We start from the raw sequence: 22208 nt of genomic DNA, 5'->3' as shown, positions 1-22208 counted from the left end.
CCACCTTGTGGATCTTCAGGGCAAGAAAAGCGCCGCTCGTGTCGGCGAGAAAGAAGACAGCGCACCGGACGTGCTGGAAAGCACCAATCCTGCGCGGCGGCGACGTCAGCTGCGCACCCTGGCCAGCGGGAACAATGTCTTGAAGTTGGCAGTGGTTTGCTCAGCCAGCGCCTCGAACGGAACGCCACGCAACTCCGCAACAAACTCGGCGACCTCCCGCACATACTGCGGCAGGTTGGCTTTGCCACGGTGGGGAACCGGCGCCAGATACGGCGAATCGGTTTCGACCAGCAAGCGATCAGCCGGCACTCTGCGGGCCACATCGCGCAGCGCATCGGCATTGCGGAACGTGACGATCCCCGACAGCGAGATATAGAAACCGAGATCAAGCGCAGCCTTGGCCATGTCCCAGTCCTCGGTAAAGCAATGCAATACACCCGCCTGCGGCAGCGCCGCTTCACGCAGCAGATCCAGCGTATCGGCGCGGGCAGCCCGGGTGTGCACGATGACCGGTTTGCCGGTCAGCCTGGCTGCTTCAAGATGCAGCCGGAAGGACTGCTGCTGCATCTGCGCGGCTTCGGGCTCGTAGTGGTAATCCAGACCGGTTTCACCAATGGCAACCACATGCGGGTGCTGGAGCTCGCCAAGCAACCAGTCCAGCACCGGCTGGCTCGTCGGCTCGAGATCCAGAGGATGAACACCGATCGAGCAATCCACATCGGCATAGCGCTCGGACAGCGATCTGACCGCCGCTGCGTTGTCGGCGCTAACGCCGATGCAGAGGAAATGTCCGACGCCGCGCGAGCGCGCAGCGTCCAACGCGGCATCCAGTGAACCGTCATGTGCGGTCAGGTCGAGTCGGTCAAGGTGACAGTGGGAATCTACCAGCATGAAATGCACTACTTGCTATCGCGAAAAAGGGGCGATTGTAGAGCAAATGGCCGGTTGTCAGGAAAGGCCAACGAACACCCTGCCGTCTGGCGAGGGATGACGTTCAGTGACTCAGAGCGTTACATCGTGTGGGTCGGGCGGTCGGATTTGAGCGCACCGGCCAGATAGGTTTCGATCTTGTTACGTGCGGTACTGTCGCCTTCGTTGAACTGCACGCCAATTCCCGCGGCGCGACTGCCCTGGGCACCCTTTGGGGTGATCCAGACGACCTTGCCGGCAACGGGAATCTTTTCCGGCTCGTCCATCAGGTTGAGCAGCATGAACACTTCGTCGCCAAGCTTGTAGCTCTTGTTGGTCGGGATGAACAGACCTCCATGCTTGATGAAGGGCATGAACGCGGCGTAGAGCACCGACTTGTCCTTGATGGTCAGGGACAGAATGCCATTACGCGGACCAAGATTTGCTGGCAGGCTCATGCGGTGTTCCTAACGAAAATTCCAGTCGATTCTAGCCCGCGCCGGGCAGCGTTGCCCACTGCACCAGCAGCGCTTCGAGAAGCAACACACGGTTGAGGTTGGCTTTGCCTAGCACTTTTTGCCGATGTTCGAGTAGCCAGTCCTGCAGCGCCATCACTTTGTGTTGCGCTGACTTCTGCGCAAGGTACTGCAACACCTTCTGCATATCGGCTGCACCGAGCTCAGCATCATCACCGGCCATCTGATACCGCAGGATCAGATGCGTCCACTCGCAAAACCAGTCGAACAGCAGGATCAGCGGCAGCGAATTCCAGCCCTCAGCCAGCTGACTGGGTGACTGTTGCTGCTTGAGCAGCTTCTTCACGCTGTCGACAACCTGCGCGCGCAAGTCCAGTACTTTCTGCTCATGCATCTTCAAGGCGGCCAGAGGTGACCCCGCCGCCAGTGTCAGTAGCTGCTCACGCAGCTCCGCTGCCAGCTCGGTGAGCTGTCCAGCCAGCCAGTCGAGACTCTGTTGCCGTCCCGGCAGAGGGCAGGCCTGCTGCACGCAACGGCTCTTGATGGTCGGCAACAGGCGACTCGGCTGGTGGCTGATGAGCAGCAGTACCGTATCGCCGGAGGGCTCCTCAAGGCTCTTGAGCAATGCGTTGGCCGCATTGAGATTCATCGCCTCGGCGGGCTCCAGCAGTATCACCTTGCGCCCACCCAGCTGCGCAGTCTGGGTGACGAAGCCGACCAGATCACGCACCTGGTCGACCCGTATGGCCTTGTCGACCTCTTCCGGCTCGAGGATGTAATGGTCCGGGTGCGTATGTGCAGCCAACAGCTGACAAGCCTTGCATTCACCACAGGCCGTGGCGTTCACGGGCCGCTGGCAAAGCAGCAGCGCCATCAATTGCTCGGCCAGCTGCCGCTTGCCGATGCCGCCAGGACCGTGCAGCAGGTAAGCGTGAGCATGCTGCGTACGACCTGCCAACTGCCGCCAGAGCTCCGCCTGCCAGGGGAGGACGTCAGCCATCGAGGCGCCCCATCAGGTCGGGAATCAGGGCCTGTACATCCTGCTGCACGACATTCAATGGCTGCCCTGCATCGATGATTCGATAACGCGACGGCGCAGCCTTGGCGCGCTCCAGATAGGCGCGCCGTACCGATTCGAAGAAGCGGAGGCCTTCCTGTTCGAAGCGATCCAGACGACCGCGCGCCGCAGCACGGGCCAGCCCCACCTCGACCGGCAGATCGAAGATCAAGGTCAGATCAGGTCGCAGCTCGCCCTGCACGAAGACTTCCAGCTGGGCGATCCGCTCGATAGAAAGCCCTCGACCCCCGCCCTGATAGGCATAGGTGGCATCGGTGAAACGATCGCAGAGCACCACCGCCCCGCGCTCCAGTGCCGGACGTATGACCTGCGCGAGATGCTGAGCACGTGCGGCGAAGACCAGCAGCAACTCGGTATCCACCGCCATCGGCTCGTCGGCCGGGGTGAGAAGCAGCTCGCGGATACGCTCGGCCAGCGGCGTCCCGCCGGGCTCACGGGTCAGCACGACATCCACGCCACATGCGCGCAGGCGCTCGGCGAGATATTCACGATTGGTGCTCTTCCCGGCCCCTTCAGGGCCTTCGAGGGTCACGAAGAGTCCTTTCATTGTACGCTTCCGTTGTCCGCCGGTGCCTGCCGTGGCGGCGGGCTGGAGCGGTAGTCGGCGCGGCGCTTGAGCTGATACTCGCGCACCGCACGGTTGTGCTGATTGAGCGTATCGCTGAAAACATGGCTGCCATCGCCACGGGCGACGAAGTAGAGACTGGTGCCATCCGCCGGATTCAGCGCGGCGTGGATCGCCTCGCGCCCGACCATCGCGATCGGGGTCGGCGGCAGGCCGGCATTGGTGTAGGTATTGTAGGGTGTCGGCGTGCGCAGATCGGTGCGGGTGATCCGGCCCTTGTACTTCTCACCCATGCCGTAGATAACGGTTGGGTCGGTCTGCAGCAGCATGCCCCGCGCCAGCCTGCGCACAAAGACGCCGGCAATCTCTCCACGCTCACCGGGCACGCCGGTTTCCTTCTCGATGATCGAGGCCATGATCAGCGCCTGATAGGCGTCCTTGTAAGGCAGGCCTTCGGCGCGCTGCTGCCACTCCTCCTCGAGGACCTGCTCCAGCCGGGCGTAGGCACGGCGCAAGAGGTCTGCATCGGATGTGCCGCGGGTGAAACGATAGGTATCTGGGAAGAAGCGCCCTTCCGGGTGCTGGCCAGATGCACCTATGCGCGACATGATTTCGGCATCAGTCAAACCATCCAGGGTTTGCTCCAGCTTGGGCTGATTTTGCAGGGCGCTACGCAACTGGCGGAAATTCCAGCCCTCGACCAGGGTCAGGCTGTATTGCACCACTTCGCCACGCTGCCAAAGCCCAATCATGTCCCGCGCCGTCATAGTGGGGGACAGGCGATACTCGCCGGTATGCAAGCTCTGCCCGGACAGGTTCAAACGCCAATACAAACGCAACCAGAAGGCATCCTCCAGTACGCCTTCGGCCTCCAATCGCTGAAGCACGCCACTGGGCGTATCGCCCGGACGCACGTCGAGCAGCAGGGCCTCGTCGGGAACGGCCAGAGGCTGCTCGAGCGCAGCATGCTGTTTCCAGGTGAACAGCCCGAGCGCAATCGCCGCCAACAGCAACACTGTCAGCAGCAGAACAAGAATTTTACGGATCACGAATCACTCAACAGGTCGGCGACAACGGACTGCAGTTTACGGGTCAGCGGACCGACGGGCCAGACGCACTCGGCCAAAGCTGTCACGGGCCAGATGCCGTAAAGGCTGTTGCAGAGGAATACCTCATCGGCCTGCACAAGCTCGGCATAGCTGATGTCGTCGATCACGACCGGGAGCCCGTGCTGTGCTGCGCGCGCAATGATCTCCGCACGCATGACCCCAGCGACTCCGCAACGAGTCAGCGGCGCGGTACGCAGTTTGCCGGCTTCCACGATGAACAGATTGCTGAAAACGCCCTCCACCACCCGGCCGGACATATCGCGCATCAACCCTTCCGCGTAGACCGGATCATGCCACTCGGCACGCGCCAACACCTGTTCCAGGCGATTCAGATGCTTGATGCCGGCGAGTCGCGGTTGCTCGGCAAGCCGGGTCTCGCACGGAAATAGCCTGATGCCGGTTTCAGCATGCTGTGGCGGATAAGCTGGAGAGGACGAGCCTAACAGCAGACGCTGCGGCTGACACGGCTGTGGCGTTGCATAACCACGCTGTCCGGCGCCACGCGTGACGATGAGCTTGGCGACGCCCTGCCCCAGTGCCCGGCAGAAGCGCATCAGCTCATTGCGCAGCAGATTTGCATCAACGGGAATGGCAAGGCGCTCACAGCCATCTTGCAGCCGCTGCAGATGGCGTTCAACCAACCGCGCCTGGCCACCTGCGACGCGAATAGTCTCGAACAGCCCATCGCCGTAGGCCAGTCCTCGATCATGAATGGGCAGCCCATCACAGGGCTCCCCGTTCAGCCAGCTCAATGTCACTCGGCGAACCGGCGGAATACCAGCGAACCGTTGGTTCCGCCAAAACCGAACGAGTTGGACACCGCCACTTCGATCGGTCGGGGCTTGGCCTCGTGCGGAACGAAATCGAGGTCGCAGCCTTCATCCGGCTCATGCAGATTGATGGTCGGCGGCGCGACCTGATCACGAATAGCCAGAACACTGAAGATCGCTTCCACCGCACCGGCAGCACCCAGCAGGTGGCCGACCATGGATTTGGTGGAACTGACCGACAGCTCATAGGCGTGATCACCAAATACGCTGCGAATAGCAGCAGCCTCGGCCTTGTCACCTGCGGGAGTCGAGGTGCCGTGTGCATTGATGTAATGCACCTGATCGACATTCAACTGGGAGTCCTTCAGCGCATTGCGGATGCAGCGCGCAGCACCGGCGCCGTCGTCGGGTGGCGAGGTCATGTGGTACGCATCGGCGCTCATGCCGAAACCGATCAGTTCGGCGTAGATGTGCGCCCCCCGGGCCTTGGCATGCTCCAGCTCCTCCAGCACCAGCGCACCGGCACCATCGGAGAGGACGAAACCGTCGCGCCCCTTGTCCCAGGGCCGGCTCGCAGCCGCCGGGTCATCGTTGCGGGTGGACAGTGCGCGTGCTGCCGCAAAGCCTCCGATACCAAGCCCACTGGCAGCCATCTCGGAACCGCCGGCCACCATGACATCCGCCTCGCCATAGGCGATGTTGCGGGCGGCCATGCCAATGCAGTGGGTGCCCGTGGTACAGGCGGTAGCGATCGCATAGTTGGGGCCCTGCAATCCCAGATGGATCGACAGGAAACCAGACACCATGTTGATGATGGAGCCCGGCACGAAGAAGGGAGATATACGCCGCGGACCTTGCTCGATAAGTGCCTTGCAGCTGTTTTCGATATTGGTCAGGCCGCCGATACCGGACCCCATCGCGACGCCGATGCGCTCCCGATTGGCGTCAGTGACCTCCAGCCCGGAATCACGCACCGCCTGGAAACTCGCGGCAAGGCCGTACTGAATGAAGAGGTCGAGCTTGCGTGCCTCTTTTGCCGGCAAATACTGCTCGACATCGAAGCTTTTGATCGACCCGCCAAAACGAGTGGAATAGGCAGAAAGATCCATGTGCTCGATCAGGCCGATACCACTGCGGCCGGCGAGAATTCCCTGCCAGCTGCTTGGCACATCGTTACCCAGTGGCGATAGCATGCCCATCCCGGTGACTACGACGCGTCTACGCGACACAGCGATTACTCCTATACCTAAACGTACTTGGCTCGGTTCCCGCCAAGACAGGAACCATCCCCGGTTGGGTGCAATGGAGCCCCCGCGACCTGGATGAATCCCTCTCAAAGAAAAGCCGCACTACCTCGTTCAAAGGCAGTGCGGCTGTTCCTGTTTCTGAAGCAGATTACAACTTACTGCGCGTGCGCGTTGATGTAATCGATGGCTTCCTGAACGGTGGTGATCTTCTCAGCTTGCTCGTCCGGGATCTCGGTCTCGAATTCCTCTTCCAGAGCCATCACCAGCTCAACGGTGTCAAGAGAGTCGGCACCCAGGTCTTCGACGAAGGAAGCGCTGTTGGTTACTTCCTCTTCTTTAACGCCAAGTTGCTCGGCAACGATTTTCTTGACGCGTTCTTCGATGGTGCTCATACCTTGTTTTCACTCCTATGGAAAAATCAGGCAGCTGGTTTGCGCGGTAGTGTATAGAAAGCGTTTTCCGCATTTCAAGCTGGAAGCAGGCAAGCATGACGCCGCCTTCAACCTTCTGTCTATAAACCAGCTGCGGTTTTATAGCTAATTTAAAGACAGCCTCTAAGACTGTCCTCCTGCGTAGGGCGTCACACTCAGCTCATGTACATGCCGCCATTCACCGGAACGGTAGCACCGGTGACGTAGGCAGCGCCGTCCGAAGCGAGAAACGCAACGACCTTTGCAATTTCTTCGGCCTGACCGAGACGTCCCAGGGGAATCTGCCCCACGAGCGCATCACGCTGGGCTTCCGGCAACTCGCGAGTCATGTCGGTATCGATGAAACCAGGCGCCACGGAATTCACCGTGATACCACGAGAACCGACCTCACGAGCCAATGCACGGCTGAAACCCTCCAGACCGGCCTTGGCTGCCGCGTAGTTTACCTGTCCGGCGTTGCCCATGGCACCAACCACCGAACCGATATTGATGATTCGACCCCAGCGAGCCTTGGTCATGCCGCGCAGCACGGCCTTGGAGAGGCGATACAGGCTATTCAGGTTGGTGTTGATGACGTCATGCCACTCATCATCCTTCATGCGCAGCATCAAGTTATCGCGGGTAATACCGGCATTGTTGACCAGAATTGCCGGCTGTCCGAGATGCTGCTGAATGTGCTCAAGAGTGCTGCTGACAGATTCATCGTTGCCAACATCGAGCACCAGCCCAGCGCCTTCGATACCGTTTTCCTTCAGTGTCTCGGCGATGCGCTCGGCGCCGGTTGGCGTGGTCGCAGTACCAATTACGATCGCGCCCTGGCGGCCCAACTCAAGGGCAATGGCCTGGCCAATACCGCGGCTCGCGCCGGTTACCAACGCCACCTTACCTTGCAGATTCATAGCATTCTCCTTGTTCAAGCCAATGCGGCACGAGCGGCCGCGAAGGCCTCGGGGGTATCCAGATTGTAGGTGCTGACGCCCTTGACGCAGCGTTTGTTGAGGCCCGACAGAACCTTGCCGGGTCCGCACTCGACCAGCGAGGTGACGCCACGGTCTCCCAGAGCAACCATGGACTCGACCCAGCGCACCGGACTGTAGAGCTGTGCCAGCAGATCACGCTTGAGCACTTCTAGATCCGCGACGACTGCTGCGCTGACGTTCTGCACCAACGGAATCTGCGGCGCTTGCCATTCGATCGACTCCACCGAGGAAGCGAAGCGTTCGGCAGCCGGACGCATCAGATCGCAATGAGAGGGGACACTCACCGGCAAAGCCATCGCACGCTTGGCACCTTTGGCCTTGCACGCTTCGATCGCGCGCTCTACCGCCGCCGCACTGCCGGCAATCACCACCTGACCCGGAGCGTTGAAGTTGACCGCACTGACCACCTCACCTTGCGCGGCCTCGGCACAGGCGGCCAATACATCGGCATCTTCCAGCCCGAGAATGGCGGCCATGCCGCCCTGCCCGGCCGGCACTGCCTGCTGCATCAATTGACCGCGCAATTCAACCAGCTTGATGGCGTCAGCGAACGGCAGGCTGCCCGCCGCCACCAGAGCGGAGTACTCACCGAGGCTGTGTCCGGCAACGAATGCGGGCTGCGCGCCGCCTTCTGTCTGCCACAAACGCCAGATTGCAATGGAGGCGGCAAGAATCGCCGGCTGGGTCTTGTCGGTCTGATTCAGCTGTTCTTCCGGACCGGTCTGGGTCAACGCCCAAAGGTCGTACCCGAGCGCCGAAGATGCCTCGGCAAAAGTATCGACGACCACGCTTTGCTGGGCACCCAACTCGGCCAGCATGCCAAGGGACTGAGACCCCTGACCGGGAAAGACGAAAGCAAGTGATGCGGACATGAAACGACTCTCTTGTGGTTCTGTTCGTCTGAAGAATACGCCAGGGACCGGCGTCGCGAATTTCAGTTGGATGGCTGGCCACCACCTGCGGTCACATCATCCACATCATCGTACGGATGAGGCGGCCGCAGAAAATGCCCCAGCCTGCTCCTCAGTTGCCCAGGGAGATCATGCTCGACATCCAGCGCCGCGCGCCGGATCGCTGCTTTGAAGCCGTCCGCGCCGGCACTACCATGACTCTTGACGACAATTCCCTGCAGCCCGAGAAAGCTCGCACCGTTGTACTGAGCCGGATTGAGATCCGCCCGCAGACGGCGCAACAACGGCAATACGACAGCACCGACAATGCGCGCGCCAAGCGAACGTTTGAAAAGCGCCTCGACTCTGGCGACCAGCATCCCAGCCAAGCCCTCGCTGGATTTGAGCAATATGTTGCCGACAAAGCCATCGCATACGACCACGTCGGCTTCACCGCGATACAGCCCATCCCCCTCGATGAAGCCCTGATAGTTGAGATCAGCGGCCTGCTGCAACAGCAGCGCGGCTTGCTTGACCTGCTGATTGCCCTTGATCTCTTCGGTACCGACATTCAGCAGCGCGACCCTAGGCTGCTGTCGCCCCAGCGATTCGGCCGCCACAGCCCCCATGACAGCAAACTGGAAAAGCTGCTCGGGCGGGCAATCGACATTTGCGCCCAGGTCCAGCAGCAGGCATGGGTCAGCCTGCGTAGGGAGCGCTGTCACCATCGCCGGCCGATCGATACCTGGCAGCGTTCTCAGAACCTGGCGCGCCAATGCCATCAGCGCGCCGGTGTTACCGGCGCTTACACAAGCATTGGCTTTACCGTCGCGAACCTGCTCGAGGGCAATACGCATGGAAGAGCGTGGCTTGCCACGCAATGCCTGAGCCGGGCGTTCAGCCATACCAATGATTTCAGGCGCATCGACGATTTTCAGGCGCGAACGATCGACCCCAGGATGCTGGGCGACAAGCTGTTCGATAAGGGAAGATTGGCCGACAAGGGCCAGATGCAGCGAGGGGCTTTCAGCCAGACAGGACAGACTGGCCGGAACAATGCAGTGGGGACCGAAGTCCCCACCCATTGCATCGATCGCGATGACCGGAGCGGACAAGGATTACTCGTCAGCGCCCTTGTCGATCACCTTGCGACCACGGTAGAAACCGTCCGGGGACACGTGGTGACGCAGGTGAACTTCACCGGTGCTCTTTTCCACGGACAGAGCGTTCGGCTCGAGAGCGTCATGGGAACGACGCATGTCACGGGCGGAACGGGATTTTTTGTTCTGCTGAACAGCCATTTGGATCAACTCCTAAACGTTTGGGTCACGCTTTAACTGCGCCAGTACGCTGAACGGGTTGGACCGCGTTACCTCGTCCTCACTCGGTTCAGGCTCATCTGGCCCAACCGGCGGCTGGCAAATTTCAGGGTCATGGAGTGGAACAATCGGCAGAGCGAGCAACAGCTCGTCTTCGACCAGCGCCAGCAGATCCAGAGGATCCTCTCCCACTTCCAGCACGTCATACCCTTTGGGCAGGTGCTGGCTGCTCGCCCCTTCATTCACAACCGCGTAATCGCACTCGCTGTGAATCGGCAGAACAACCGGCTCCAGACAACGCTGGCAAATCATTTTGACTTCAACGTCGAGCTGACTACGGATAACCGCAGTACGCTGCTCGTCGCGCCCAAAGGCAAAACTGGCGCGCACCACACCCTGATCATCCTCAAGAGGATCGGCGAGCCGCTTCAGCTGCGACAATTGCAGCTCACCGGCTAGGGTGGCCGCTCGGTCGGCGAGCTTGCGCGGATCAACGTGCGGTGGTATCGGTCCTTTCAACATAAGCGCGGCATTCTAGGGACGCGCCCGCAGCCTGTCAAAGGAATTCCGCCCAGCTTCACGACGCAACGCATACAATCTCGCACCTTATATAAAGGAGGAATCATGCGCCGCCTGCTGCTTGCATCCAGCTCACCCTATCGACAGGAATTGCTCTCCCGGCTGGGACTGCCGTTCGAAAGCTGCACCCCGGATATCGATGAAACCCATCTACCCGGAGAAAGCGCCGAACAACTCGTAAACCGACTCGCCGAGCAGAAGGCCAGAGCACTTGCCGAGCAGTATCCGAATCACCTGATTATCGGCTCCGATCAGGCTGCAGTATTGGACTCGAAGATTATCGGCAAACCGCACACGCTCGAACGGGCAAAACAGCAACTGCAATCCGCCAGCGGCAACAGCGTCCGATTTCTGACCGGACTGGCGCTCCTCGACAGCGCGACAGGCAGAATTCAGACCGACTGCATACCGTTCACCGTACACTTCAGAGAACTAGATGAAGCCCGAATCGAGCGCTATCTGAGAATTGAAAAGCCCTACGATTGCGCGGGCAGTTTCAAGGCTGAAGGATTAGGCATCAGTCTTTTCCGCGCCACCGAAGGCGAGGACGTTACCAGCCTGGTAGGCCTTCCGCTCATCCGCCTGGTGGACATGCTACTGACCGCAGGCTACGACGTTCCGTGAGCGCGAGCCGGCTGCTATCGCAACACCGGCCCCTGCACCCCAACCAGAACAGCCAAGCGTTCGGCGACGCCAGCACCAAGTTTCTTGGTAAAACGATCCAGCGGCGACTCTTTGACAGTGAAGTCCACCAGTTCGGGCTCACCGATCACCTCGCGCGCGACATGCGCCGTACTTCCCAAACCATCGATCAGCCCGAGCTCCAATGCCTGCTCCCCAGACCAGATCAGACCTGAGAACAACTCCGGATGCTGCTCCTCCTGAAGGCGATCGCCGCGACCACGCTTGACGCTGTCGATGAACTGCTGATGGGTGGTAGCCAGCACGCCTCGCCAGAACTGGGTCTCCTCAGGCTTTTCCGGCTGGAACGGATCCAGAAAAGCCTTGTGCTCACCCGCCGTATAGACACGCCGCTCGACGCCGAGCTTTTCCATGGTTTCAACGAAGCCAAAGGTGGCCGCGGTTACACCGATCGACCCCACTAGACTGGACTTGTCAGCATAAATCTCGTCCGCGGCGCTAGCGATGTAGTACGCACCCGACGCCCCCAGGTCGGTAATTACCGCATAAACCTTGATGGCCGGATGTTCGCCGCGCAAACGCCGGATTTCGTCATAGATATAGCCCGACTGCACCGGACTGCCCCCCGGGCTGTTGATTCGCAGCACCACACCCTTGGTATTGGCGTCCTCGAAGGCCGCCCGCAAGGCACCGACGACGTTATCGGCGCTGGCAGGCTCTTCATCCGCGATCATGCCGCGCACATTGATGACCGCCGTATGACTACCCTCCGCGCCCTTGCTGGAACCAAACTGCAGCGCCGGGGAAAACAGTGCCAGCGCGCCGAACAGGTAAATGAAGGTCAATAACTTGAAGAAGATACCCCAGCGCCTAGCGCGCCGCTGCTCCTGAACCCCTGCAAGCAGCGTCTTCTCCAGCAGCTTCCAGCTGTTACGATCACCCTTGGACTCGTCTACCGGAGCCTTCCACTCATCCGACATTTGCATTCACCTCAGAAACCGCCAAGGAGCGCAGCCAATCACCAAGCTCCGAAAAATGATTGATCGCAGTGCGCGGCTTACACTGCTGCAAGATGTGCAGTGGCTGTGCGCCATAAGCGACAGCTACGCCATCCACACCCGCGCGATGAGCCATCTGCAGGTCAAACACCGAATCACCGACCATCAGCGCCTGCTCCGGACGAGCACCGCAGTGAGAAAGAATCTGGTGGATCATCAGTGGATCGGGCTTGCTTGCCGTCTCGTCCGAACAACGGGTGATATCGAAGAAGTCCTCCCACCCCTGCCCAGCCAAAACGCGATCAAGGCCGCGACGCCCCTTTCCAGTCGCGACAGCGAGCATATACCCGGCGTCACGGAACTCGGATAACGCCTTGGCGACTCCCGGATAAAGAGCTGAAGGCTGGGTCTCCAGGGACAGATAATACTCGCTATAGCAGTGACGAAAATCCTCGATCAGCGCGACATCCGCCTGATCCGGATACAACACGCCAATCGCTTCCGGCAAGGCCAACCCGATGATGCCCTTGACCGAGGCATCATCGACCTGCGGCAAACCACAATTTTGCGCCGCAACATGTATCGATTCGACAATACGCCCGATCGAGTCGACCAGCGTGCCATCCCAATCAAATATCAGAACCCGGTACTCACTCACCGAGACGCTCCAGCGTTCGCGCCCACATTTCGTCGACGGGCGCCTCCAGGGATAACTCACCGCCATCAGGCAAGGGAACCTTCAGCGCGTATGCATGCAGGAACAATCGCTTGCCGCCTAGTTCGCGAATCTCGCGAGTGAACTCCTCATCACCGTACTTGCTGTCGCCGGCGATGCTGTGCCCGGCATGGCGCGCGTGCACACGAATCTGGTGCGTGCGACCGGTAACTGGCTTGGCCTCCACTAGCGTTGCGAAGTCACCAAAGCGACGAAGCACGCGAAACAATGTCAGCGCTTCCTTGCCGTCTTCGGTCACCTCGACCATTCGCTCACCAGAGCGCAGTGTGTTCTTCAGCAACGGCGCATTGACCTGCTTCTTCGACGTTTCCCAGCGACCACGCACCAGAGCCATATAACGCTTGTCTACACCGTCACCGCGCAACGCCTGATGCAGGTGGCGCAACATGCTGCGCTTCTTGGCGACCATCAGCAGACCGGAGGTATCGCGATCCAGTCGATGCACCAATTCAAGCTCCTTGGCATCAGGACGCAGTTGCCGCAAAGCTTCGATCACCCCGTAGCTGAGCCCGCTACCACCATGCACAGCTATGCCGGCCGGTTTATTCAGTACGATGAGCGCCTTGTCCTCGTGCACGATGGCCTTTTCCAGCCTTTCCAACAGTCCTTGAGCAAGCGGCTCAGGCTCGTCGCGCTCGGCCAGGCGCAGCGGCGGCACGCGCACCAGATCACCGGCTTGCAACTTGTACTCAGGCTTGATGCGCCCTTTGTTCACACGCACCTCGCCCTTGCGCAAGATGCGGTAGATCAACGTCTTGGGCACGCCTTTGAGCTGGTTGCGGAGAAAGTTATCAATGCGCTGGCCGGCAAGTTCCGGCGCGACCTCGAGTATTTGCACACCGGAGGTCTGGGAGGGGGTATTGGTCATCGCGGCATCATATCAATTTTCATGGAATTGAAGCACTTAAACATTGCTGTTATAGTCGCGAACGCCGCCAAAAGCGGTCAGGTCCAGGGATGCCAGCGATACCGCCAACCCAGACCGGCAAAAAAATGTTCTAGGACGTGAGGCCGTCCGACGGAGCTTCCCTCAAGTAGCGGAGAAGTTGCGAAACAAGCCTTGAAGACATGATGCGTGCCCCCTATGGGAATCGCGATAATCGACAACCCGCTCCCCGGATTCTGCGAGCGGCACCCGATTTTCAAAGTATGCGTGTTGGGTGGAGATGCACAGCATCGGATTGCGTAGCAAAGGCTTTCACAGACGCTTCATTCCGTCCGCTACCGATGCCTGATTCCTCCTCCCGAACCATTGCTTCTGTTCCGACAGCAAGCAGGAGACGTCGTCGCGACGCCGGCCCATTTGGCCGCACATCGCTGGACACTGGAGTGCTTTACAACCATTCCTGACTCACCTGACACCGACCGCGAGAGTCGTGTGTGCCGAACGCCGTTTCCGGATGCCACGGAAACCGACGGTACTACATGAAAAGAATGCTAATTAACGCAACTCAGCCCGAAGAGTTGCGTGTCGCACTGGTCGACGGCCAACGTCTGTTCGATCTGGACATCGAATCAGGTGCCCGCGAGCAGAAGAAAGCCAACATCTACAAGGGCAAGATCACCCGCGTCGAGCCCAGTCTCGAAGCTGCTTTCGTCGACTTCGGCGCCGAGCGCCATGGCTTCCTCCCCCTCAAGGAAATTTCTCGCGAATACTTCAGCAAGTCGCCTGAAGGCCGCGTGAACATCAAGGACGTCCTGCGCGAAGGCCAGGAAGTCATCGTTCAGGTCGAAAAAGAAGAGCGCGGCAACAAAGGCGCTGCACTGACCACCTTCATCAGTCTGGCCGGCCGTTATCTGGTCCTGATGCCGAACAATCCGCGTGCTGGTGGCATTTCGCGCCGCATCGAAGGTGAAGAACGCAATGAATTGCGTGAAGCCCTGAACGGTCTCGATATCCCCGCTGACATGGGTCTGATCGTCCGCACGGCAGGCCTGGGCCGCTCCAGCGAAGAGCTGCAGTGCGACCTCGACTATCTGTTGCAGCTCTGGACCGCAGTCAAGGATGCGTCCCAGGATCGCCCCGCGCCATTTCTGATCTATCAGGAATCCAACGTCATCATCCGCGCCATCCGCGACTACCTGCGCCAGGACATCGGCGAAGTGCTGATCGACAGTGTCGAAGCACAGGACGAGGCATTGAGCTTCATCCAGCAGGTGATGCCGCAGTACGCCAGCAAGATCAAGCTGTACGAAGATTCCGTACCGCTGTTCAACCGCTTCCAGATCGAAAGCCAGATCGAGACGGCCTTCCAGCGTGAAGTAAAACTGCCTTCCGGCGGCTCTATCGTCATCGATCCGACCGAAGCATTGGTATCCATCGACATCAACTCGGCTCGCGCCACCAAGGGTGGCGACATCGAAGAAACCGCCCTGCAGACCAATCTGGAGGCGGCCGAGGAAATCGCCCGCCAGCTGCGTTTGCGCGACATCGGCGGACTAATCGTCATCGACTTCATCGACATGACCCCGGCTAAGAACCAGCGCGCCGTCGAGGAGAAGATGCGCGAAGCACTGGAAGCCGACCGTGCACGTATCCAGGTCGGCCGCATCTCGCGCTTCGGCTTGCTGGAAATGTCCCGCCAGCGTCTACGCCCCTCTCTGGGCGAGACCAGCGGCATCGTCTGCCCACGCTGCAACGGCCAAGGCATCATTCGTGACGTCGAATCGCTGTCGCTGGCGATTCTGCGCCTGATCGAAGAAGAAGCCCTCAAGGACCGCACCGCCGAAGTTCGCGCTCGCGTGCCGTTCCAGGTTGCAGCGTTCCTGCTCAACGAGAAACGCAACGCGATCACCAAGATCGAGCTGCGCACCCGTGCGCGCATCTTCATCCTGCCGGACGATCACCTGGAAACGCCGCACTTCGAAGTTCAGCGACTGCGTGACGACAGCCCAGAAATCATGGCAGGCCAAGCCAGCTACGAAATGAGCCCGACCGAGGCCGAAGAAGCTCAGCCGGTCAGCTCCACACGCACCCTGGTTCGCCAGGAAGCGGCGGTCAAGACCGCACCGCAGCGCACCGCACCGGCGGCAGCCGCCGCAGCGCCAGCCGAAACACCCGTTGCCGCGCCGGTGCAGGAACCAAGTCTGTTCAAGGGCCTGATCAAATCCTTGGTCGGACTGTTCGCAGGCGAGACGAAAGAACCGCAGGCCACAGCCGAAGTCGAGAAGAAGCCCGCCTCGCCGCGCCCGCAGCGCAATGACGAGCGCCGCAGCGGACGCCAGCAGAACCGTCGCCGCGATTCGCGCGGTGGCCGTGATGAGGAGCGCAAGCCGCGCGAAGAACGTCAGCCCCGTGAGGAGCGCCAAGCTCGCGAAGAGCGCCAGCCCCGCGAAGAGCGCCAGCCGCGCCCACCACGCGAGGAACGCAAACCCCGTGAACAGGCCGAAGTTGCCGAAAGCCAGCCGCGCCGCGAGCGAGCCCCACGCGAGGACCGCAAGCCCCGCGAGGAGCGCAAGCGCGAACTGCGAGCACCAATCGACGAAGCTCCGATCGCTGTAGCAGCAGAAGAAGAGCAGGCCGAGCGGCAACCACGCGCCCCGCGCGAAGAGCGCAAGCCGCGCGCCGAACGGCAAGCCCCGGTAGCCGCCGATGAGCTGCTGCAGCAAACCGAGGATGCGAACGAAGCCGAGGACGCCCAGGACTCCAACGAGGGCAGCGAAGGCAACGACGGCGACCGCCCACGCCGCCGCTCCCGCGGCCAGCGTCGTCGCAGCAATCGCCGTGAGCGTCAGCGTGACGCCAACGGTAACGAAATCGACGAGGTCGACGAGAGCAACGCCCCGGTGAAAACCGAGGAAATCGCCGTCGCAGCAACAGCCGCCGCCCTGGCCGCGAACACCGCCGACACCGAAGCGGCTCCACAGGCCAAGCTCGCTGATGACGCCGTGATTCAAACCAGCACCGAAGGTGTAGCGACGATTGTCGAGCATGCGCCAAGCGTGGAAAGTACGGACGAGCAGCGCACTGTGGCCGAGCAGTCGATAGCTATCGAAGCTGCAGACGAGACATCGACACACGCTGCCGAAGTTGCGCCGAGCGAAGCACCACAGGTCGTCCAAGCCGACGCCACCCCGCAGCCTGCCCCGGAGCCGGTGGCCGAGAAAGTCGAAGTCGCACCGGCCGTGGCGCCAGTACTGACGCCTAGCGGACGCGCGCCTAATGATCCGCGCGAGGTCCGTCGCCGTCAGCGTGAAGCCGAGCGTCTGGCCAAGGAAGCGGCAGAAGCCGACTCCAAGGCCGCAGCGGAGCAACCTCTGGCCAGCCCGGAGATCGTCGCCAGCGAGCCAGTCGTCGAAGCGCAAGTTGAACAAGTTGCGGAACCAGTGCCTGCCGACGCCCAGCCTGAGCAGTTCGCCGAGCCAGTCACCACCCTCCACGAGCAGCCGCTCGCCGAGGCCGACGAGCCCGCCGAACAAGCACAGGTGTCGACCGCTGAAGTAGACGAGCAGAAGCCAGAAGCACCGACAACTGAGGAAGTGGTTCAGCCATCACCCCTAGAGTCGGAACAAGCTGTAGAAGGTGACCAGCCAGATAACCGTGAGAAGCCGCAAGGCTAAACAGCTGGCCTAAAAAAGGGATGCTTCGGCATCCCTTTTTTTTTGCATTGTCCCGTCCTGAATAAGGTTTACACCTTCGTCTTATTCATCGGGAGAACGCTCATGGCAGAAGGGGTGCGGCGCAGTCGGCAAGGCTATTCACTGCCCCATCTCTCCCCGAAAAAGCCGTCACTGCAAGCTTGAGAAGCCGGACCGGCTGCAGGTCGAAATTGAGCTCGCTTACATCCGACGCACATCGCAGGTTCTGCTTGGTTGCCGCGCTAGGCGAACCGAAGTGCGAGATCAGTACAACTCAAGCGACCGGAACCATATATCTACACCACCGCACGGCCTGGCTTTAACGCAGCCAGAGCTGGCCGTACGAGTCGTAGTCAGAGCACATTTGGCTCGATCTCAAGGCTGACGCCGAAGCGCTCCAGCACATCGACCTGGATACGTCGCGCCAGGTCCAGCAGCTGCACCCCCGTGGCCAGGCCATGATTGACCAGCACCAACGCCTGCAGCCGATGAACCCCTGCGTCGCCGTCACGAAATCCCTTCCAGCCAGCCTTCTCGATCAGCCAGCCAGCCGCCAGTTTCACTTGACCGTCGGCTTGCGGATAACCGACCAGCTCGGGGTAACGGTCGCGCAGCGTCTGAGCAGCGGCAGCCGGCACCAGCGGATTCTTGAAGAAACTCCCAGCATTGCCCAGCTGCTGTGGATCCGGCAGCTTTTCACTGCGGATGGCACAAACAGCTCGGCTCACATCCTGCGCGGAAGGTACGGTAATCCCCTGCTCCGCCAAACGCTGGCGGATCGGCCCATACTCAAGATGCAGCGCTGCCTGGCGACGCAACGCGAAACGCACTCGCAGAATCAGAAAACGCCCTGGCTGCTGTTTGAACAGACTGTCGCGATAACCGAATGCGCAGTCGTCCTGGCTGAACTCACGGAGGATCCCAGTTTCACTATCCAGTGCAGTGAGTCCTGCAAATACGTCCTTGATCTCGACACCGTAGGCACCGATGTTCTGGATTGGTGATGCACCAACGGTACCTGGTATCAGGCTCAGATTCTCGAGGCCCGCCAAGCCTTGATCCAGCGTCCAGAGCACGAATGGGTGCCAGGGCTCGCCTGCCTCGGCCTCGACCAGAACCTGCTCGGCAGACTCATCGATGATGCGTTTGCCACGGCTGGCCATATGCAGGACAAGCGCCGGCACGTCACGAGTCAGCAGCAAGTTGCTGCCTCCACCGATCGGCAGCAGCGGAACGTCGAGCCGACGCGCCTGGGCGAGCGCGTCACGAACATCCTCATCGTTATGAGCGGCCGCGAAGTAGCGCGCACGCTGATCGACAGCGAACGTGTTGAATGCCTTGAGTGATCGGTTTGATTCGAGGGTCAGGCTCACAGTCGTCCCTTCAATTCCACGAGCAGCACATCACAGGCCTCCTCGAGGAGATCCAGTACTTCCTCGAAGCCATCTGTCTCGCCGTAGTAAGGGTCTGGTACCACGCCACGCGCCAGGTCGTAACGGCGTAGCAACAGATCAAGCTCCGCCCTGCTCGCTTCGGGGCGCAAGGCCTCCAGTCGAGCCAGGTTGTCGTGATCCATCGCCAGAATAAGGTCGAAACGCAGGAAGTCTTCCGGCTGCACCTGGCGCGCGCGCAGCGCTGTCAGCTGATAGCCGCGTTTGCCGGCCGCGGCGCAAGCACGCGAGTCCGGAGCCTTGCCCACATGCCAATCGCCGGTCCCAGCAGAATCGATCTCGATCCGACTGCCGAGCCCAGCCTGCTCGACGCGCTGGCGAAACACGCCTTCGGCGGTGGGCGAGCGGCAGATGTTGCCCATGCAGACGAACAGGATTCTCATCTCAGCCGCCCAGCAGACGACGGACCCGCTCGAGGTCTTCCGCGGTATCCACTCCCGCAGGCGGTGCCTGTACCGCGTCTGCAACGTGAATACGCTGGCCGTGCCAGAGCGCGCGCAACTGCTCCAGACACTCGGTATCCTCGAGCCAGCAAGGGCCCCAGGAAACGAAATCAGCGAGGAAACCGGCGCGATAGGCGTAGATACCAATGTGCCGGCGGTACGGCACGCCAACAGGCAGTACGCTGCGATCGGCGGCAAACGCATCTCTTGCCCAGGGCAGCGGCGCCCGGCTGAAGGTCAGCGCCAGGCCATTGGTGTCCGAGAGCACCTTTACCACGTTTGGATTGAACAGCGCCTGCACATCGCTCAATGGTTCGGCGAGCGTGGCGATGGCCGCCTCGGGGTGCGCAGCCAGATTAGCGGCAACCTGATCAATGACTGCCGGGGGAATCAGCGGCTCGTCGCCCTGCACGTTGACCACGATGGCGTCACTCGGCAGACCAAGCTGCTCGCACACCTCAGCCAGCCGGTCGGTGCCGGAGTTGTGGTCGGGGCGGGTCAAAACAACCTGCGCACCGAATGCCGAGCAGGCATCGACGATGCGCGAGTCGTCGGTGGCGATGACCGCGCGCTGAGCCGTGCTCTTGCTTGCCTGCTCCCACACGTGCTGGATCATCGGCTTGCCGGCGATGTCCTGCAACGGCTTGCCAGGCAGGCGGGTTGAGGCATAGCGGGCGGGAATCACGACAGTGTAGGCAGTGCTCATTTGTCGAGGCGCTCATCCACGTCCAGCGTACGGGCCTCGCTCTCGAGCATCACCGGGATGCCATCGCGCACGGGAAACGCCAGGGCGTCGGCCTTGCAGATCAGTTCCGACTTGTCATCGGTCAGCTTCAGCGGCCCCTTGCATAGCGGGCAGGCCAGTATGTCGAGCAGTTTGGTATCCATGCGCAGTCCTTGGAAGCGTTCGACTGCGATGGCAGTGCGAGCGGCTTAAGAGTGATCGGGCAGCAATCGCGCCAACTGGCCGTCGAACCAGGTGACGAAAGCCGCAGAAGGTACGGCGTGCACCTGAAGATATGACCAACCCGGCGGTGCGAATGCCCGGCATTTCACCGCATCCTTCTCGGTCATCACCAACGGCAGAGCGGGGCTGAATTCCAGCTGCTCCTGGCTGTAGGCGGCGTGATCGGCGAAGGGGTGCGGAATCGGACGCCAGTGTAGCGTTTCGAGCGTGGTGAAGAAACGCTGCGGGTTGCCGATGCCAGCCACCGCGTGCAGCCGCTGGCCGGCGGGAAAGTGATCGAGAGGCCAGCGCTCGCCGGAGCACAGTTCGACCAGCGCGACTGGCTTGAGGCTGAACGCATAGCCGTCGGCGGTATCCGAATCGGTGCCGTTGACCAGCACAGCATCCACGCTATTCAGGCGTTCGGCCGGTTCGCGCAAGGGGCCAGCCGGCAGGCAGCGCCTGTTGCCCAGACCGCGTGCCGCATCGATCAGTACGAGTTCGAGGTCCCTGGCCAGCCGATAGTGCTGCAGGCCATCGTCGGAAAGGATCAGGTCAAGCGATTCGGTCTCCAGCAGGCACCGTACCGCGCGTGATCGGTCGGGATCTATCATCAGCGGTACGCCGGTACGCTGCACGATCAACAGCGGCTCGTCGCCTGATTGCTCCGCCGAGTGTTCGGGTTGAACGCGCCAGGGCAGCGCCGACGGCTTGGCACCGTAGCCGCGGCTGACGACGCCGACGCGCAGCCCGCGGCTACGGCAATGCTCGATCAGCCAGAGAATCAGTGGAGTCTTGCCTGTTCCACCTACGGTGATGTTACCCACCACGATGACCGGCACTGGTGCGCGATAGGCAGCGCTTTCACCTTTGAGAAAGCGCCGTCGCTTTGCCTCGACCACGCGCCGATAGAGTAGCTCCAGCGGAGCCAGCACACATAGGGCCGGATGCCCCTGATACCAGGCGCGTTGCAGGCGATCGGCGAATGACATCAGGGAGAGGCCTGCGCCTCGACCGTGGTGATGCGCAGTTGGCCGAAGCCCAGCTTGCCGGCGGCATCCATCGCGGTGATCACCGCCTGATGCGGGGTCTTGCCATCGGCGCTGATGACCATCGGCAGCCGATTGTCGCCGCCTGATTCCTTGCTCAACGCCGCCATCAGCGAATTGAGGTCGCTCTTCAGTAGCGCTTTGCCGTTGAGCGAATAATTGCCGGCCACGTCGATCAGCACTTCCAGCTGGCGGACCTCGGCATCCTGCGGCGGTGTACCGCTGGCGGCTTCCGGAAGATCGACCTTGAGCTGCGTTTCACGGGTGAAGGTCGTGGTGACCACGAAGAACAACAGCAGAATGAACACCACGTCGATCAGCGGTGCCAGCCCAATCTCCACGTTCTCCCGGGGTTTGCGACGGAATTTCACGCCTTGTCCTCACCGAGATCGACATCGCGGTCGCCCTGCACCACTTCCACCAGCTTGATCGCTTCCTGCTCCATGCCAACGACCAGCTCGTCGACGCGGCGTTGCAGGAAACGATGGAAGAACAGCGCTGGGATACCGACCATCAGACCCGCCGCGGTGGTGATCAGCGCTTTGGCGATGCCGCCGGCGAGCAGGGGCGCATTGGCCATGCCCGAGTCCATGAAGGCACTGAAGATTTCGATCATGCCCAGCACCGTACCCAGCAGCCCGAGCAAGGGCGCGATGCCGGCAATGGTGCCCAGCGCGTTGAGGTAACGCTCGAGGTCGTGAACGACCCTGGCCGCGGCTTCCTCGATGCATTCCTTCATGATCTCGCGACCACGCTTGGAGTTGCTGAGGCCGGCGGCAAGAATCTCACCCAAAGGCGAATCCGCGCGCAGTTCCTTGAGCTTCTGGTTGCTGAGTTTCTTGTCCTTGATCCACTTCCACACCTGGCCAAGCAGATGCGGCGGCGTGACACGACTCGGGCGCAGCGTCCACAGGCGCTCAGCAACGATGCCGGCGGCGGCGATGGAACACAGGATGATTGGCAGCATTATCCAGCCGCCTGCTTTGACCAGCTCCCACACGAGATGAATCCC

The 22208-nt window shown here is 61.0% G+C and carries 25 protein-coding genes; 2 read left to right on the top strand and 23 right to left on the bottom strand.

Annotated features, from left to right (window positions below; translation table 11 throughout):
- Nucleotides 1–105: 105 nt before the first annotated feature.
- From LLJ08_RS07515 to LLJ08_RS07455, 13 genes are all read right to left on the bottom strand, one after another.
- Complete coding sequence (locus tag LLJ08_RS07515) at nucleotides 106–891, bottom strand: TatD family hydrolase (RefSeq protein WP_042922599.1); 786 nt, start codon at nucleotides 889–891, stop codon at nucleotides 106–108.
- Nucleotides 892–1010: 119 nt separating this feature from the next.
- Nucleotides 1011–1367: a PilZ domain-containing protein gene (locus tag LLJ08_RS07510; protein WP_003283656.1), complete on the bottom strand. Its 357-nt coding sequence runs from the start codon at nucleotides 1365–1367 to the stop codon at nucleotides 1011–1013.
- 31 nt (nucleotides 1368–1398) lie between these two features.
- Nucleotides 1399–2385, bottom strand: coding sequence for a DNA polymerase III subunit delta' (locus LLJ08_RS07505; RefSeq protein ID WP_228208591.1), 987 nt, complete (start codon nucleotides 2383–2385; stop codon nucleotides 1399–1401).
- Entirely contained in the window at nucleotides 2378–3010 is a 633-nt protein-coding gene (gene tmk, locus LLJ08_RS07500) for a dTMP kinase (RefSeq protein WP_014820890.1), read from the bottom strand. The genes LLJ08_RS07505 and tmk overlap by 8 nt, the downstream gene beginning before the upstream one ends.
- Nucleotides 3007–4077: an endolytic transglycosylase MltG gene (gene mltG, locus LLJ08_RS07495; RefSeq protein WP_023446714.1), complete on the bottom strand. Its 1071-nt coding sequence runs from the start codon at nucleotides 4075–4077 to the stop codon at nucleotides 3007–3009. Before mltG ends, tmk begins: the two co-directional genes overlap by 4 nt.
- On the bottom strand, nucleotides 4074–4889 hold the full coding sequence (gene pabC / locus LLJ08_RS07490) for an aminodeoxychorismate lyase (RefSeq protein ID WP_023446715.1): 816 nt from the start codon (nucleotides 4887–4889) through the stop codon (nucleotides 4074–4076). The genes mltG and pabC overlap by 4 nt, the downstream gene beginning before the upstream one ends.
- Before the next feature lie 2 nt (nucleotides 4890–4891).
- A complete protein-coding gene (gene fabF, locus LLJ08_RS07485) occupies nucleotides 4892–6136 on the bottom strand; it encodes a beta-ketoacyl-ACP synthase II (protein ID WP_031298320.1) in 1245 nt (414 codons plus the stop codon).
- Nucleotides 6137–6309: 173 nt separating this feature from the next.
- On the bottom strand, nucleotides 6310–6546 hold the full coding sequence (acpP, locus tag LLJ08_RS07480; protein WP_003283670.1) for an acyl carrier protein: 237 nt from the start codon (nucleotides 6544–6546) through the stop codon (nucleotides 6310–6312).
- Nucleotides 6547–6740: 194 nt separating this feature from the next.
- Nucleotides 6741–7484: a 3-oxoacyl-ACP reductase FabG gene (gene fabG / locus LLJ08_RS07475; RefSeq protein ID WP_042922585.1), complete on the bottom strand. Its 744-nt coding sequence runs from the start codon at nucleotides 7482–7484 to the stop codon at nucleotides 6741–6743.
- Between the two features lie 14 nt (nucleotides 7485–7498).
- A complete protein-coding gene (gene fabD / locus LLJ08_RS07470; protein WP_041754476.1) occupies nucleotides 7499–8437 on the bottom strand; it encodes an ACP S-malonyltransferase in 939 nt (312 codons plus the stop codon).
- Nucleotides 8438–8499: 62 nt separating this feature from the next.
- Nucleotides 8500–9570 carry a phosphate acyltransferase PlsX gene (gene plsX / locus LLJ08_RS07465; RefSeq protein ID WP_228208590.1) on the bottom strand — a complete coding sequence of 357 codons (1071 nt, stop codon included), beginning with the start codon at nucleotides 9568–9570 and terminating at the stop codon, nucleotides 8500–8502.
- Between the two features lie 3 nt (nucleotides 9571–9573).
- Entirely contained in the window at nucleotides 9574–9756 is a 183-nt protein-coding gene (rpmF, locus tag LLJ08_RS07460; protein WP_003293518.1) for a 50S ribosomal protein L32, read from the bottom strand.
- Nucleotides 9757–9768: 12 nt separating this feature from the next.
- Nucleotides 9769–10296: a YceD family protein gene (locus LLJ08_RS07455; RefSeq protein ID WP_014820897.1), complete on the bottom strand. Its 528-nt coding sequence runs from the start codon at nucleotides 10294–10296 to the stop codon at nucleotides 9769–9771.
- Between the two features lie 102 nt (nucleotides 10297–10398).
- Between LLJ08_RS07455 and LLJ08_RS07450 the strand changes: the two genes are divergently transcribed.
- Nucleotides 10399–10977 carry a Maf family protein gene (locus LLJ08_RS07450; protein WP_228208589.1) on the top strand — a complete coding sequence of 193 codons (579 nt, stop codon included), beginning with the start codon at nucleotides 10399–10401 and terminating at the stop codon, nucleotides 10975–10977.
- A 14-nt stretch (nucleotides 10978–10991) separates the two neighbouring features.
- Here LLJ08_RS07450 and sppA read toward each other — a convergent pair whose 3' ends face one another.
- From sppA to rluC, 3 genes are read right to left on the bottom strand one after another with little or no spacing between them, the layout of a single operon-like run.
- Nucleotides 10992–11975, bottom strand: coding sequence for a signal peptide peptidase SppA (sppA, locus tag LLJ08_RS07445; RefSeq protein WP_023446722.1), 984 nt, complete (start codon nucleotides 11973–11975; stop codon nucleotides 10992–10994).
- The gene (locus LLJ08_RS07440) at nucleotides 11965–12651 is read right to left on the bottom strand and encodes an HAD-IA family hydrolase (protein WP_023446723.1); all 687 of its coding nucleotides are present in this window, start codon (nucleotides 12649–12651) and stop codon (nucleotides 11965–11967) included. The genes sppA and LLJ08_RS07440 overlap by 11 nt, the downstream gene beginning before the upstream one ends.
- Nucleotides 12644–13597 carry a 23S rRNA pseudouridine(955/2504/2580) synthase RluC gene (gene rluC / locus LLJ08_RS07435; RefSeq protein WP_014820901.1) on the bottom strand — a complete coding sequence of 318 codons (954 nt, stop codon included), beginning with the start codon at nucleotides 13595–13597 and terminating at the stop codon, nucleotides 12644–12646. Before rluC ends, LLJ08_RS07440 begins: the two co-directional genes overlap by 8 nt.
- 557 nt (nucleotides 13598–14154) lie before the next feature.
- Between rluC and rne the strand changes: the two genes are divergently transcribed.
- Nucleotides 14155–17289 (top strand): ribonuclease E, encoded by a 3135-nt coding sequence (gene rne / locus LLJ08_RS07430; protein WP_228208588.1) that lies wholly within the window; start codon nucleotides 14155–14157, stop codon nucleotides 17287–17289.
- Between the two features lie 371 nt (nucleotides 17290–17660).
- Here rne and murB read toward each other — a convergent pair whose 3' ends face one another.
- The 7 genes from murB to LLJ08_RS07395 are packed head-to-tail and all read right to left on the bottom strand — an operon-like array spanning nucleotide 17661 to nucleotide 22196.
- Entirely contained in the window at nucleotides 17661–18680 is a 1020-nt protein-coding gene (gene murB, locus LLJ08_RS07425; RefSeq protein WP_041014485.1) for a UDP-N-acetylmuramate dehydrogenase, read from the bottom strand.
- Nucleotides 18677–19141 carry a low molecular weight protein-tyrosine-phosphatase gene (locus tag LLJ08_RS07420; RefSeq protein ID WP_228208587.1) on the bottom strand — a complete coding sequence of 155 codons (465 nt, stop codon included), beginning with the start codon at nucleotides 19139–19141 and terminating at the stop codon, nucleotides 18677–18679. The genes murB and LLJ08_RS07420 overlap by 4 nt, the downstream gene beginning before the upstream one ends.
- Before the next feature lies 1 nt (nucleotide 19142).
- Complete coding sequence (gene kdsB, locus LLJ08_RS07415; RefSeq protein WP_044316182.1) at nucleotides 19143–19907, bottom strand: 3-deoxy-manno-octulosonate cytidylyltransferase; 765 nt, start codon at nucleotides 19905–19907, stop codon at nucleotides 19143–19145.
- Complete coding sequence (locus tag LLJ08_RS07410; protein ID WP_003299639.1) at nucleotides 19904–20089, bottom strand: Trm112 family protein; 186 nt, start codon at nucleotides 20087–20089, stop codon at nucleotides 19904–19906. The genes kdsB and LLJ08_RS07410 overlap by 4 nt, the downstream gene beginning before the upstream one ends.
- Nucleotides 20090–20134: 45 nt before the next feature.
- Entirely contained in the window at nucleotides 20135–21139 is a 1005-nt protein-coding gene (lpxK, locus tag LLJ08_RS07405; RefSeq protein ID WP_228208586.1) for a tetraacyldisaccharide 4'-kinase, read from the bottom strand.
- Nucleotides 21139–21567: an ExbD/TolR family protein gene (locus LLJ08_RS07400; RefSeq protein ID WP_014820907.1), complete on the bottom strand. Its 429-nt coding sequence runs from the start codon at nucleotides 21565–21567 to the stop codon at nucleotides 21139–21141. Before LLJ08_RS07400 ends, lpxK begins: the two co-directional genes overlap by 1 nt.
- Nucleotides 21564–22196 carry a MotA/TolQ/ExbB proton channel family protein gene (locus LLJ08_RS07395; protein WP_031298327.1) on the bottom strand — a complete coding sequence of 211 codons (633 nt, stop codon included), beginning with the start codon at nucleotides 22194–22196 and terminating at the stop codon, nucleotides 21564–21566. The genes LLJ08_RS07400 and LLJ08_RS07395 overlap by 4 nt, the downstream gene beginning before the upstream one ends.
- Between the last annotated feature and the right edge of the window lie 12 nt (nucleotides 22197–22208).

The organism is Stutzerimonas chloritidismutans, assembly GCF_020783375.1.
GTDB lineage: Bacteria > Pseudomonadota > Gammaproteobacteria > Pseudomonadales > Pseudomonadaceae > Stutzerimonas > Stutzerimonas kunmingensis.
Note: the sequence above shows the minus strand (reverse complement) of the source record. Positions and strands in the feature narration are given on the sequence as shown.

What these genes read in the sequence shown, in the direction of transcription:
- sppA (WP_023446722.1), bottom strand. Translation starts at nt 11,975, where the DNA reads ATGTCGGATGAGTGGAAGGCTCCGGTAGACGAGTCCAAGGGTGATCGT.
- rluC (WP_014820901.1), bottom strand. Translation starts at nt 13,597, where the DNA reads ATGACCAATACCCCCTCCCAGACCTCCGGTGTGCAAATACTCGAGGTC.
- LLJ08_RS07510 (WP_003283656.1), bottom strand. Translation starts at nt 1,367, where the DNA reads ATGAGCCTGCCAGCAAATCTTGGTCCGCGTAATGGCATTCTGTCCCTG.
- fabD (WP_041754476.1), bottom strand. Translation starts at nt 8,437, where the DNA reads ATGTCCGCATCACTTGCTTTCGTCTTTCCCGGTCAGGGGTCTCAGTCC.
- LLJ08_RS07410 (WP_003299639.1), bottom strand. Translation starts at nt 20,089, where the DNA reads ATGGATACCAAACTGCTCGACATACTGGCCTGCCCGCTATGCAAGGGG.
- lpxK (WP_228208586.1), bottom strand. Translation starts at nt 21,139, where the DNA reads ATGTCATTCGCCGATCGCCTGCAACGCGCCTGGTATCAGGGGCATCCG.
- acpP (WP_003283670.1), bottom strand. Translation starts at nt 6,546, where the DNA reads ATGAGCACCATCGAAGAACGCGTCAAGAAAATCGTTGCCGAGCAACTT.
- LLJ08_RS07455 (WP_014820897.1), bottom strand. Translation starts at nt 10,296, where the DNA reads ATGTTGAAAGGACCGATACCACCGCACGTTGATCCGCGCAAGCTCGCC.
- LLJ08_RS07450 (WP_228208589.1), top strand. Translation starts at nt 10,399, where the DNA reads ATGCGCCGCCTGCTGCTTGCATCCAGCTCACCCTATCGACAGGAATTG.
- LLJ08_RS07420 (WP_228208587.1), bottom strand. Translation starts at nt 19,141, where the DNA reads ATGAGAATCCTGTTCGTCTGCATGGGCAACATCTGCCGCTCGCCCACC.
- rpmF (WP_003293518.1), bottom strand. Translation starts at nt 9,756, where the DNA reads ATGGCTGTTCAGCAGAACAAAAAATCCCGTTCCGCCCGTGACATGCGT.
- kdsB (WP_044316182.1), bottom strand. Translation starts at nt 19,907, where the DNA reads ATGAGCACTGCCTACACTGTCGTGATTCCCGCCCGCTATGCCTCAACC.
- LLJ08_RS07505 (WP_228208591.1), bottom strand. Translation starts at nt 2,385, where the DNA reads ATGGCTGACGTCCTCCCCTGGCAGGCGGAGCTCTGGCGGCAGTTGGCA.
- tmk (WP_014820890.1), bottom strand. Translation starts at nt 3,010, where the DNA reads ATGAAAGGACTCTTCGTGACCCTCGAAGGCCCTGAAGGGGCCGGGAAG.
- LLJ08_RS07515 (WP_042922599.1), bottom strand. Translation starts at nt 891, where the DNA reads ATGCTGGTAGATTCCCACTGTCACCTTGACCGACTCGACCTGACCGCA.
- fabG (WP_042922585.1), bottom strand. Translation starts at nt 7,484, where the DNA reads ATGAATCTGCAAGGTAAGGTGGCGTTGGTAACCGGCGCGAGCCGCGGT.
- rne (WP_228208588.1), top strand. Translation starts at nt 14,155, where the DNA reads ATGAAAAGAATGCTAATTAACGCAACTCAGCCCGAAGAGTTGCGTGTC.